2 protein-coding genes are annotated in these 580 nt (G+C 57.4%); one reads left to right on the top strand and one right to left on the bottom strand.

The genetic code is table 11. The features are described from left to right. On the top strand, window positions 1–324 hold a 324-nt coding region (locus tag ACXJ7R_RS35905), incomplete at its 5' end, for an IclR family transcriptional regulator domain-containing protein (RefSeq protein WP_457155914.1). Window positions 325–334: 10 nt separating this feature from the next. Here the strand turns inward: ACXJ7R_RS35905 and ACXJ7R_RS35900 are convergent. Next, window positions 335–580: SDR family NAD(P)-dependent oxidoreductase (locus tag ACXJ7R_RS35900; RefSeq protein ID WP_457155913.1), on the bottom strand; the 246-nt coding region annotated here is incomplete at its 5' end.

The raw sequence follows: 580 nt of genomic DNA, 5'->3' as shown, positions 1-580 counted from the left end.
GTCGAGGAGGCAGCCCGCGCATATCCGGCATTTCCCGCGCCAGACATCAACGATTTTTCGGAGAAGCTGGCCAAGGTACGGCAAGAGCAGCTGTCAGTTGCCGACCAAAGTTACCAGAAAGGCGTGCGGGGAATTGCGGTTCCTATTCGCGATGGGGATGGTTCGCTGGTTGCCACGCTTAGCATACTTGCACCGGCCAGCCGGCTCTCGACAGTGGAACTGCTCAAGCACCGATCAGTGTTAACTGAAACGGCCCGGAGAATTGGTCGTAAAATTCCAGTCGGAATGGAGGTGTTGGCGGCGAACGCGGTGCAGACGTCCTAGTTAAGGCTTTCTAGACAGCGCTTCTACCGCCTTCGCAAGGTAAAATAGCGCCCGTCGTCCAGCGCGATTCATCCGACAACAGGAATAGCGCTGCGCGAGCCATGTCCTGAGGGTGCGCGACATAATTCATCGGGAATGCCTCTGCGAGTTGCTCGCGATCCTCTTCAGATGGCTTCCAAGCATCGAACATTTCCGACCGCGTCGGGCCAGGTGCGATGGCGTTGACGCGAATTCCATCACGGGCATAGTCAAGCGC

Source organism: Mesorhizobium sp. P5_C1 (assembly GCF_054049815.1).
Note: the sequence above shows the minus strand (reverse complement) of the source record. Positions and strands in the feature narration are given on the sequence as shown.